Origin of the sequence: Caulobacter sp. NIBR1757 (assembly GCF_027912495.1) — a bacterium.
Lineage (GTDB): Bacteria > Pseudomonadota > Alphaproteobacteria > Caulobacterales > Caulobacteraceae > Caulobacter.
Genome location: NZ_CP115463.1, coordinates 3,132,477 through 3,143,443, shown reverse-complemented (window position 1 = coordinate 3,143,443; position 10,967 = coordinate 3,132,477). Strand labels below are relative to the sequence as shown.

The 10,967-nt window shown below is 68.8% G+C and carries 9 protein-coding genes; 7 read left to right on the top strand and 2 right to left on the bottom strand.

Going from position 1 to position 10,967, the window contains the following annotated elements:
* Positions 1–160 precede the first annotated feature (160 nt).
* Positions 161–1,684 carry an ammonium transporter gene (locus O5I81_RS15300; RefSeq protein ID WP_271065723.1) on the bottom strand — a complete coding sequence of 508 codons (1,524 nt, stop codon included), beginning with the start codon at positions 1,682–1,684 and terminating at the stop codon, positions 161–163.
* Between the two features lie 23 nt (positions 1,685–1,707).
* Entirely contained in the window at positions 1,708–2,046 is a 339-nt protein-coding gene (locus O5I81_RS15295) for a P-II family nitrogen regulator (protein ID WP_271065722.1), read from the bottom strand.
* A gap of 223 nt (positions 2,047–2,269) precedes the next feature.
* On the opposite strand from O5I81_RS15295, the gene O5I81_RS15290 reads away from it, so the two are divergent.
* From O5I81_RS15290 to ppdK, 7 genes are all read left to right on the top strand, one after another.
* Positions 2,270–2,623 (top strand): DMT family protein, encoded by a 354-nt coding sequence (locus O5I81_RS15290; RefSeq protein WP_271065721.1) that lies wholly within the window; start codon positions 2,270–2,272, stop codon positions 2,621–2,623.
* A gap of 119 nt (positions 2,624–2,742) precedes the next feature.
* Positions 2,743–3,120: a hypothetical protein gene (locus O5I81_RS15285; RefSeq protein WP_271065720.1), complete on the top strand. Its 378-nt coding sequence runs from the start codon at positions 2,743–2,745 to the stop codon at positions 3,118–3,120.
* A gap of 66 nt (positions 3,121–3,186) precedes the next feature.
* Complete coding sequence (locus tag O5I81_RS15280; protein WP_271065719.1) at positions 3,187–3,564, top strand: hypothetical protein; 378 nt, start codon at positions 3,187–3,189, stop codon at positions 3,562–3,564.
* A 92-nt stretch (positions 3,565–3,656) separates the two neighbouring features.
* A complete protein-coding gene (locus O5I81_RS15275) occupies positions 3,657–4,667 on the top strand; it encodes a fasciclin domain-containing protein (protein WP_271065718.1) in 1,011 nt (336 codons plus the stop codon).
* Between the two features lie 77 nt (positions 4,668–4,744).
* Positions 4,745–5,635 carry a glycine--tRNA ligase subunit alpha gene (locus O5I81_RS15270; protein ID WP_271065717.1) on the top strand — a complete coding sequence of 297 codons (891 nt, stop codon included), beginning with the start codon at positions 4,745–4,747 and terminating at the stop codon, positions 5,633–5,635.
* Between the two features lie 5 nt (positions 5,636–5,640).
* Complete coding sequence (glyS, locus tag O5I81_RS15265; protein WP_271065716.1) at positions 5,641–7,647, top strand: glycine--tRNA ligase subunit beta; 2,007 nt, start codon at positions 5,641–5,643, stop codon at positions 7,645–7,647.
* A gap of 604 nt (positions 7,648–8,251) precedes the next feature.
* Entirely contained in the window at positions 8,252–10,918 is a 2,667-nt protein-coding gene (ppdK, locus tag O5I81_RS15260) for a pyruvate, phosphate dikinase (RefSeq protein WP_271065715.1), read from the top strand.
* Positions 10,919–10,967 lie beyond the last annotated feature (49 nt).

The following is a 10,967-nucleotide window of genomic DNA, read 5'->3' as shown; positions in this document are numbered from 1 at the left end:
GACAAGCCTGCGCTGCCCCCTCCACCACGCCCTTCGGGCGCGGTCCCCCTCCCCCGTCGCTTCGCGCCGAGGGAGGACTAAAACGCCGAAGGGCGTGACGGTTGCCCGTCACGCCCCCCGCTGATCTCCCCCCGGAGAGGGAAGGCAGTCCTACCGAAGACTAGTGGTAGGCCCGCTCCCCGTGCTCGGCGATGTCCAGGCCGTCCTCTTCGGTTTCCGCGCTGACGCGCAGGCCGAAGGTGAACTTGATCAGGACGAAGACGATGGTCGAGGCGATGGCCGACCAGACCACGGCGACGCCGACGGCCTTCACCTGGGCCATCACCTGGACGCCCATGTTGTATTCGGCGGCCGCGGCCTTGGTGAAGTCCACCAGGCCGGCGCCCCCGAAGGCCGGGTTGACCAGGATGCCGGTGGCGATGGCGCCGACGATGCCGCCGACGGCGTGGATGCCGAAGGCGTCAAGGCTGTCGTCATACTTCAGCGCGTTCTTCACGACCGAGCAGAAGAAGACGCAGATCGGCGAGACGATCAGGCCGAGAATGATCGAGCCCACCGGACCGGCGAAGCCGGCGGCCGGGGTGACCGCCACCAGGCCGGCGACGATGCCGGACGCCAGGCCCAGGCCGGACGCCTTGCCGCGGGTGACCTGCTCGACGATCAGCCAGCTGACGCCCGCCGCGGCGGTGGCCACCAGGGTGTTGATCAGGGCGAGGCCCGCGTAGCCGTTGGCTTCCAGGTTGGAGCCGGCGTTGAAGCCGAACCAGCCGACCCACAGCAGACCCGCGCCGACCATGGTCAGGGTGAGCGAGTGGGGTTGCATCGGCTCCTTCTGGTAGCCCGTCCGCTTGCCGAGGATCAGGCAGCCCATCAGGGCGGCGATACCGGCGTTGATGTGCACCACGGTGCCGCCGGCGAAGTCCAGGGCGCCCCAGCCCCAGAGCAGGCCAGCCCCCTTGGTCAGTTCCGCAGGATCCATGCCGAACGCCGAGGTGGCGCCCGCCCACCACCAGACCATGTGGGCCATCGGGTAGTAGCTGAGGATCGGCCACAGGACGGCGAACACCACCACGGCCATGAACTTCATGCGCTCGGCGACGCCGCCGAGCACCAGGGCGGCGGTGATGGCCGCGAAGGTTGCCTGGAAGGCCACGAAGATCAGCTCGGGGATGACCACGCCCTTGGAGAAGGTCTCCACATTGGTGAAGGTCCCGTCGGCGCCGAAGATCGCCCCCTTGAGGCCGACCTTGCTGAGGCCGCCGACGAAGGCGTTCAGTCCGCCGCCGTCGGTGAAGGCCAGGCTGTAGCCCCAGAACACCCAGGCGATGATGCCGATGCAGGCCACGGTGGTCACCTGGACCAGCATGGAGAGCATGTTCTTGGAGCGCACCAGGCCGCCGTAGAACAGCGCCAGACCCGGCACGATCATCAGCAGCACCAGCACCATGGAGACCATCATCCAGGTGGTGTCGCCCTTGTCGGGCGTCGGCGCCGCTTCCTCGGCGGCGGCGGGGGCCGCGACTTCGGGAGCCGGGGCGGGGGCCTCGGCGGCCGGGGCCGCGGGAGCGGCTTCGGCGGCGGCCGGCGCGGCCTCCTGGGCGAAGGCCGGAGCGGCCATCGGCGCCCCGGCGATGGCGGCGGCGAGCATCAGCCCCGCCAACCTGCCGAACTTGAGTGATTTCATTGGTTTATCCCCTGTGTTCTTGATCACAGCGCCGAGGCGCCGGATTCGCCGGTGCGGATCCGCACCGCGTCCTCGAGGTTGAGGACGAAGATCTTGCCGTCGCCGATCTTGCCGGTGGCGGCGGCGGCCTTGATGGCCTCCACGGCCTTGCCGGCGGCGCTGTCGTCGACCGCCACCTCGACCTTCACCTTGGGCACGAAGTTCACCTGGTACTCGGCGCCCCGGTAAATCTCGGTCTGGCCCTTCTGCCGGCCGTAGCCCTTCACCTCGGAGACGGTCATCCCCTCGACGCCAGCCGCGACCAGGGCTTCACGCACCTCGTCCAGCTTGAAGGGTTTGACCACCGCTATGATCAGTTTCATCCGCCTTGTTCGCCCGCCGTTCAGGCGCGCGCCCCTCTGTTTCTTGTGCAGGGGCAGGCTAGCGGGATGCACCGCACGACCCCGGCGCGCGCCGTTAGGGAATCGGCAAGAAAGCGGCGGCGCGCCCGTTCGCTGAGCGGCGCCGTGCCGGCCTGCTCAAAAATGAGGCGCCCATTCCGGGGGTTTCCGTGGGTAAGCTGCGCCCCTCGCAACGGAGTAAATCATGTCCTCGACCCTGGTCGCGCGTCTGGCGCCCATCGGCCTGCTGATCGCCTCGAACGTCTTCATGACCTTCGCCTGGTACGGTCATCTCAAGCACAAGGGCGCGGCCCTGTGGCTGGCGATCCTGACCAGCTGGCTGATCGCCCTGCCGGAGTACGCCCTGGCCGTGCCCGCCAACCGCATCGGCTCGGGCGTCTGGTCGACGGCCCAGCTGAAGACCATGCAGGAGGTCATCACCCTGGTGGTCTTCGTCGTCTTCTCGACCTTCTATCTGAACGAGCCGGTCCGCTGGCAGACCCTCGTCGGCTTCGGCCTGATCGCGCTTGGGGCGTCCTTCGTCTTCCTAGGGCGATAGGCGCCGCGACTTCACGAACGCGTGATCGTGGGCAACCGACTCAGGGCCGCAATCGCTGAAACCGCCGACGGGGGGCTCACCGGTTCATCTCGCGATGGACCAAGACCGTCGAGGAAGCCATGCGTTCCAACCCCGTCCTGAAGACCGCCGCGGCCCTGGCCGTGCTGTCGTTCGGCGCCGCCCTGGCCGGCTCGGCCCTGGCTCAGACCCAGCCCATGCCGCCGGAGGCCGCCGTTCCCGGCGACGGTGGCACGGACGTCACCGCCCCGACCCCGCCGCCGATCGTGCGTTACCCGGACGAGATGGCCGCTGAGGCCGCCCAGCCGGCCGGCATTCCCACCAGTTCGCTCACCCCGGTCGAGCAGGCCTACCTGCTGAAGGCCGGCGATCCGACCGTCGTCTCCAACCCGCCGGTGCCCGACACCCCCGCCACCCGCCGCGCCTACGGCGGTCCGGACTCCAACGGCGGCAAGCAGACTCGCGCCCTCGGCAACTGATCGGTCCTTCCGCCGCCGACCGTGCGTCGGCCGCCTGTTCCCGCGCAAGTGTTCAAGGATAGCGTCATGAAACCCTACCTCCTGTTCTCCGCCGCCGCCCTGGCCACCGTCCTGATGGCTGCCCAGGCCACCGCCCAGTCGGTCCAGGATCCGGCCCCGCCGACCCAGACCACCACCCCGAGCGGCCCGATCGCCCCCAATCAGAAGCGCTCGACCTTCGACCGGAACGACGAGATGCGCGCCGCCGAACAACAGCGGAAGGTCGAAGGGGCCCGCGCCGCCACTCCGGCCACGCCGATGACCGACCCGGCCTATGCCGTCGCCATCGCCTCCGCGGAGCCGGCTCTGGTCACCAACGGACCGGTGCTCGACACCGCCGAAAACCGCGCCAAGTACCCGCCGCAATCGCGGGCCGGCAAGCGCACCGCCGCGGTCGGCAACTAGCGGCCTTCCAATACACCCCAGGCGGGCGATCCCTCGATCAGGCTGTCCGCCGCATTGCGTCACCTCCCCGAAAGACCCGGAAAGGACTTCCCATGACCAAATCGACCCTGCTCACCGCCGCCGCCGCGATCAGCCTGCTGGCCGGCGGGGCCGCCCTGGCCCAGACCGCCGCTCCCGCCACGCCTGCGGCGCCCAAGCCGACCGCCCAGCCCGCCGCGCCGCCGACGGCCGCGACGCCGCCCGCCGCCACCCCGCCCGCCGCAACCCCGGCTCCGGCGACGACGCCCGCCGCCCCCGCCGCCGTGGTCGCCAAGGGCGATATCGTCGACACCCTGAAAGCCTCGGGCCAGTTCACCGTCCTGCTGCGCACGCTCGACGAGACCAACCTCACCACCCTGATCAAGACCAACAAGAACCTGACCCTGTTCGCCCCCACCGACGCGGCCTTCGCGGCCCTGCCGGCCGGCGAGCTGAAGCGGCTGGAGGAAAATCCCCAGGAGCTGCAGAAGCTGCTGACCTACCACCTGATCAACGCCCCCATCGACTCGACCAAGGTCAAGGAAAACGCCGGCAAGGTCGCCACCGTGGCCGGCCCCGAAATCGTGCTCGACAACAGTGGCGCCGCCTTCACGGTGGGTCCCGCCACGGTTACCCAGGCTGACGTGAGGGCGACCAACGGCCTGATCCATGTGGTCGACAAGGTGCTGACGCCGACCGGCACGCCGGTCGCCGCCAACATGACCACCGACATGCCGCAGGGCCGGGTCATCCGCGCCAGCTGGCAGCAGCCGGCGGCGACCGATCAGCCGACCGATGCCGGCATGACCCCGGCCACCGCCCCGCCGGCTGACCCGGCCGATCCCAACGCCACCGATCCGATGACCGGCGCGCCGGCCGATCCCGCCGCCCCGGCCGAACCGGCCACCGCGGCGCCGGTCGCGGTCCCGACCGAGCCCGGCATGGCCCCGGCCACGGCGGTCGCCGCCGCTGCCGCCGAGCCGGCCCAGGTCACCAACGGCCCGGTGCTGGACACCGCCGAGAACCGCGCCAAGTACCCGCCGCAATCGCGGGCCGGCAAGCGGACGGCCGCCAAGGGCAATTGACCCTCTAAGCAGTGTTGAAGCTGAAGTCGGCGGGCCCTATGGTCCGCCGACTTTTTTTGCGCCTGCGAACAGACACCATGATTGCCGCCAAACCGACCTCCTTCCAGGGCCTGATCCTGACGCTCCACAACTACTGGAGCGACCGAGGTTGCGTGATCCTGCAGCCGCACGACATCGAGGTCGGGGCAGGGACCCTGCACCCGGCCACGGTGCTGCGCGCGCTGGGCCCGAAGCCGTGGAGCGCCGCCTACGTCCAGCCCAGCCGCCGCCCGGGCGACGGCCGCTATGGCGAAAACCCCAACCGGCTGCAGCATTACTACCAGTACCAGGTGCTCTTGAAGCCCAACCCGCCGGACATGCAGGACCTCTACCTGGGCTCCCTGGCCGCCATCGGCCTGGACGCCCGCCTGCACGACATCCGCTTCGTCGAGGACGACTGGGAGAACCCCACGGTCGGGGCCTGGGGCCTCGGCTGGGAGGTCTGGTGCGACGGCATGGAGGTGTCGCAATACACCTACATGCAGCAGGTCGGCGGCCTCGACGTGAACCCCGTCGCAGGCGAGCTGACCTACGGCCTCGAGCGGCTGGCGATGTACGTCTTCGGCGTCGACAACGTCTACGACCTGCCGTTCAACGATCGCGGCATGAGCTACGGCGAGGTCTTCCTCGAAAACGAGCGCCAGATGAGCGCCTACAATTTCGAGGTCGCCGACGTCGACACCCTCAAGCGCCAGTTCGAGGACATGGAGCGCCAGGTTGTCCGCATCCTGGAGGTCGGCGTCGGACCGCAGGGCCAGAAGCTGGTCCTGCCGGCCTATGACCATGTGCTGAAGGCCAGCCACCTCTTCAACGTCATGAACGCCCGCGGCGCCATCGCCGTGGCCGAGCGCGCCAGCTACATCGGCCGCATCCGTGACCTCTGTAAACTCTGCGCCAGCGAATGGCTGAAGCAGCAGGAAGCCGCGTAAGACCAATGCCCCAGCTGCTTCTCGAACTCTTCTCCGAAGAAATCCCCGCGCGCATGCAGGCCCAGGCCGCGCGCGATCTCGAACGCATGGTCCGCGATGGCCTGTCCGCCGCCGGCCTGATCAGCGAGGGCATGAAGGCCTTCGCCGGTCCGCGTCGCCTGGCCCTGGTCATCGAAGGCCTGCCGGTCGCCCAGGCCGACCGTGACGAAGAGGTCAAAGGCCCCCGTGTCGGCTCGCCCGACCAGGCCATCGACGGCTTCCTGCGCAAGACCGGCCTGACCCGTGAGCAGCTGACCGAACGCGACGGCGTCTGGTTCGGCCGCATCCAGACCGCCGGCCGCCCGACCACCGAGATCATCGCCGAGCTGGTCGAGGCGACGGTGCGGAACTTCCCGTGGCCCAAATCGATGACCTGGGGCAGCGGCAAGCTGCGCTGGGTGCGCCCGCTGCAGCGCATCCTCTGCGTCTTCGACCGCGAGATCGTGCCGATCAGCTTCGAAGGCCTGGAGGCCGGCGACCTCAGCCAGGGCCACCGCTTCATGGGCAGCGGCCAGGTGTTCCGCGCCCGCGACTTCGACGAATACCGCGAGGCCCTGCTGGGCCACTACGTCGTGCTCGACGCCGAGGAGCGCAAGGAACGCATCCTCGAGGGCGCCCGCACCCTCTGCTTCGCCCGCAACCTCGAACTGGTCGAGGACGAGGGCCTGCTGGACGAGGTCGCCGGCCTCGCCGAATGGCCGGTGCCGATCCTGGGCGACATGGATCCTGCCTTCCTCGACCTGCCGCCGGAGGTCATCCGCACCTCCATGCGCACCCACCAGAAGTATTTCGCCGTCCGCGACCCCGCGACCGGCAAGCTGGCCCCGCACTTCCTGGTCGTCGCCAACATCGCCGCCGACGACGGCGGCAAGGTCATCGCCGCCGGCAACGCCAAGGTGCTGTCGGCGCGGCTGAGCGACGCGCGGTTCTTCTGGGACGAGGACCGCAAGAGCGGCTTCGACGCCTGGCTGGAAAAACTGTCAGGCGTGACTTTCCACGCCAAGCTCGGAACCATGGCTGAGCGCGTCGAGCGCATCGCCGCCCTGGCCCGCGAGATCGCGCCGCTGGTCGGCGCCGACCCCGACACGGCCGAGAAAGCCGCTCGCCTCGCCAAAGCCGACCTCGCCAGCCAGATGGTCGGCGAGTTCCCCGAACTGCAGGGGGTCATGGGCCGCTACTACGCGAATGCCGACGGACTCGATGCCGTGCTGGCCGACGCCATCCGCGACCACTACCGGCCGCAGGGCCCCGGCGACTCCGTGCCGACCGCGCCGGTCAGCATCGCCGTGGCGCTGGCGGACAAGCTGGACACCCTCGTCGGCTTCTTCTCCATCGACGAGAAGCCGACCGGCTCGAAGGACCCCTACGCCCTGCGTCGCGCGGCGCTCGGGGTCATCCGCATCATCCTTGAGTCCGGCAAGCGTCTGGCGCTCAACACGGTCAGCGGCGTCAGGGCCAACGACCTGATGCCCTTCTTCGCCGACCGCTTGAAGGTCACCCTGCGCGACCAGGGCAAGCGCTTCGACCTCGTCGACGCCGTCTTCGCCCTCAACGACGACGACCTCGTCCGCATCGTCGCCCGGGTCGAGGCCCTCGACGGTTTCCTGAAGACCGACGACGGCGCCAACCTGCTGGCCGGCTACCGCCGCGCCGCCAACATCCTCAAGGCCGAGGAGAAGAAGGGCGCTCTGCCGACGGGAACGCTGGTCGAGTCCGCCGGTCCGCCGGAGGAGCAGGCGCTCATCCAGGCGGTCCTGGCGCTGTCTCTCAAGCTTGAGCCCGCGCTGGCCGCCGAAGACTACACGGCGGCCATGACCGCCCTGGCCGCTCTGCGCGCGCCGGTGGACGCCTTCTTCGAAAAGGTGCTGGTCAACTCGGACGTCCCGGAGGAGCGGACCAACCGCCTGCTGCTCCTGCAACAGGTCCAGTCCGCCATGGGCAAGGTCGCCGACTTCTCGCTGGTGGCCGGGTAGCGCCCTCCCTCCCCGAATTGGGGAGGGCAGACGCGCGGTTACGCGCGTCGGGTGGGGAAGTCGGTTCGAGACAGTCGTGACAGTCCCCTGAGAAGCCAAACCGGCGGGGGCCGGTGATCCACTGCCCCACCCGGCGCGCAACGCGCGCCTGCCCTCCCCATTCGGGGAGGGAGGAAATGCGCGATATCAACGACTTACCGAATATGTCTAGACATATTCATCTGTCCGGACGCCCTTCGCCGTGCCTCTGACCATACTCCAGCCCGCCCCGTAGGTCGCCGCGACCGCAATCCGCCCCACAAACACAGCGCCTCAGCCTACACACCGACCTACAGTCCGGACTACATCCGCCGAGCCTCGAACAACGCCAAAGCCTACGGGCTCGGGCCTTCGCGCCGTTTCACTCACGCTCCGGGAACGCGTCGCCTTGTTTTGTAGGTCTCGCGCCGGCGGTATAATGGCCTGCCGCTTCGATAGGCCGACCTTTTGCCGCCTCGCGGGATCAATCCCGGCCCTGAGGGTGTTCCCCCCGACGCTCCGGCCATGTATCTGACCCCCATCCGAACGGGCCTTCGGAATCGCGATGCTTTTTGAGGACGGCTTGATGACGAACCGCTGGGTCTACAGCTTCGGAGGCGGCGGCGCCGAGGGCGACGCTTCGATGAAGAACCTGCTGGGCGGCAAGGGGGCGAATCTCGCCGAAATGTCGTCGCTGGGCCTGCCCGTGCCCCCCGGCTTCACCATCACCACCGAGGCCTGCAACAGCTACTACGCCGAAGGCCGCCAGTACCCGGCCGACCTCGCCGCCCAGGTGGCCGGCGGCATCGCCCATATCGAAAAGATCACCCAGAAGACCTTCGGCGACGCCGCCAACCCGCTGCTGGTCTCGGTCCGCTCGGGCGCCCGCGCCTCGATGCCGGGCATGATGGACACCGTCCTCAACCTCGGCCTCAACGACGCCACCGTCGAAGGTCTGGCCAGGCTGTCCGGCGACCGCCGCTTCGCCTTCGACAGCTACCGCCGCTTCATCCAGATGTACTCGAACGTGGTGCTCGGCCTCGACCACCATGCGTTCGAGGAAATCCTCGACGACCACAAGGACCGCCTCGGCGTCGACGTCGACACCGCCCTGACGGCGAAAGACTGGGAAGCCATCGTCGCCGAATACAAGCAGGCGGTGGACCGGGAACTGGGCAAGCCCTTCCCGCAGGATCCGCAGGAACAGCTGTGGGGCGCGGTCGGCGCCGTCTTCCAGAGCTGGATGAACGACCGGGCCAAGTTCTACCGCCGCATGCACGACATCCCCGAAAGCTGGGGCACGGCGGTCAACATCCAGTCGATGGTGTTCGGCAACCTCGGTGAAACCAGCGCCACCGGCGTCGCCTTCACCCGCAACCCCTCGACCGGCGAGGCGGCTCTCTACGGCGAGTTCCTGATCAACGCCCAGGGCGAGGACGTCGTCGCCGGCATCCGCACGCCGCAAAGCCTGACCAAAGCCGCCCGTGAGGAAATGGGCGACCGCAATCCGTCGATGGAAGAGGCCCTGCCCACCGTCTTCGCCGAATTCCGCGACGTCGCCGCCCGGCTGGAACGCCACTACCGCGACATGCAGGACGTGGAGTTCACCGTCGAGCAGGGCCGGCTGTGGATGCTGCAGACCCGCAACGGCAAGCGTACCGCCAAGGCGGCGCTGAAGGTTGCCGTCGACATGGCCGGTGAGGGCCTGATCAGCAAGGAAGAGGCCGTCGCCCGCATCGACCCGGCCGCCCTCGACCAGCTGCTGCACCCGACCATCTCGCCCGACGCCGTGCGCAGCGTCATCGCCAAGGGCCTGCCCGCCAGCCCGGGCGCCGCCGTCGGCGCCATCGTCTTCTCCTCGGAGGATGCCGAGCGTCGCGGCGCGGCCGGCGAGGCCATCATCCTGGTCCGCCACGAAACTTCGCCTGAAGACATCAAGGGCATGCACGCCGCCCGCGGCATCATCACCGCCCGCGGCGGCATGACCAGCCACGCGGCTGTGGTCGCCCGCGGATGGGGCATTCCCTGCGTCAGCGGCGCCGGCGACATCGCCATCGATCTGAAAAACCGCAACTTCTCGGTTCGCGGCAAGGTGTTCAACGAAGGCGAGACGGTCACCATCGACGGCTCGACCGGCGAGGTCCTGGCCGGTTCGGTCAAGATGATCGAGCCCGAGCTGACCGGCGATTTCGCCGCCCTGATGGTCTGGGCCGACGAGGTCCGCCGCCTGAAGGTCCGCGCCAACGCCGAAACCCCGCTCGATGCGAAAACCGCCCGGCAGTTCGGCGCCGAGGGCATCGGCCTCTGCCGCACCGAACACATGTTCTTCGACGAGCACCGCATCGCTGCCGTCCGCGAGATGATCCTGGCCGATGACGAGGCCGGCCGCCGCGCGGCGCTCGCCAGGATCGCCCCCTTCCAGAAGGCCGACTTCGTCGAGCTCTTCACCATCATGGAAGGCCTGCCGGTCACCATCCGCCTGCTCGACCCGCCGCTGCACGAGTTCCTGCCCCACTCGGAGGAAGACCTCGCCGCCGTCGCCGAATCCACCGGCCTCGACCCTGCCAAGCTGATGCGCCGGGCCCGCGAGCTGCATGAGAGCAACCCCATGCTCGGGCATCGCGGCTGCCGCCTGGGGATCAGCTTCCCCGAGATCTACGAGATGCAGGTCCGCGCCATCATCGAGGCCGCCTGCGAGATCGCCAAGTCGGGCAAGCCCGCGCCGGTGCCGGAAATCATGCACCCGCTGGTCGGCAAGGGCACGGAGATGAAGTTCCTCAAGGACCTCACCGACCGCACGGCGAAGGCCGTCATCGCCGAACAGGGCGTGGCGCTGGAATACCTGGTTGGCACCATGATCGAACTGCCGCGCGCCGCCATCCGCGCCGGCGACCTGGCCGAAAACGCCGAGTTCTTCAGCTTCGGCACCAACGACCTGACCCAGACGACCTTCGGCATCAGCCGTGACGACGCCGGCAAGTTCCTCAACGACTACATCGAAAAGGGCATCTTCGAAAAAGACCCCTTCGTGTCGCTGGACCAGGAAGGCGTCGGCGACCTGATCCGCATCGCCGCCGAACGCGGCCGCGCCGCTCGCCCGGGCATCAAGCTCGGCATCTGCGGCGAACACGGCGGCGACCCGGCGTCCATCGCCTTCTGCGAAGAGGTCGGGCTGGACTATGTGTCCTGCTCACCCTTCCGCGTGCCCATCGCCCGCCTCGCGGCGGCCCAGGCGGCGTTGGCGAAGAAGTAGTCCGACGGCGGCGTAAAGTGTTCGCTCTCCCCCATTTGAAAAATGGGGG

What these genes read in the sequence shown, in the direction of transcription:
- O5I81_RS15285 (WP_271065720.1), top strand. Translation starts at nt 2,743, where the DNA reads ATGCGTTCCAACCCCGTCCTGAAGACCGCCGCGGCCCTGGCCGTGCTG.
- O5I81_RS15280 (WP_271065719.1), top strand. Translation starts at nt 3,187, where the DNA reads ATGAAACCCTACCTCCTGTTCTCCGCCGCCGCCCTGGCCACCGTCCTG.
- O5I81_RS15300 (WP_271065723.1), bottom strand. Translation starts at nt 1,684, where the DNA reads ATGAAATCACTCAAGTTCGGCAGGTTGGCGGGGCTGATGCTCGCCGCC.
- O5I81_RS15295 (WP_271065722.1), bottom strand. Translation starts at nt 2,046, where the DNA reads ATGAAACTGATCATAGCGGTGGTCAAACCCTTCAAGCTGGACGAGGTG.
- glyS (WP_271065716.1), top strand. Translation starts at nt 5,641, where the DNA reads ATGCCCCAGCTGCTTCTCGAACTCTTCTCCGAAGAAATCCCCGCGCGC.
- ppdK (WP_271065715.1), top strand. Translation starts at nt 8,252, where the DNA reads ATGACGAACCGCTGGGTCTACAGCTTCGGAGGCGGCGGCGCCGAGGGC.
- O5I81_RS15270 (WP_271065717.1), top strand. Translation starts at nt 4,745, where the DNA reads ATGATTGCCGCCAAACCGACCTCCTTCCAGGGCCTGATCCTGACGCTC.
- O5I81_RS15275 (WP_271065718.1), top strand. Translation starts at nt 3,657, where the DNA reads ATGACCAAATCGACCCTGCTCACCGCCGCCGCCGCGATCAGCCTGCTG.
- O5I81_RS15290 (WP_271065721.1), top strand. Translation starts at nt 2,270, where the DNA reads ATGTCCTCGACCCTGGTCGCGCGTCTGGCGCCCATCGGCCTGCTGATC.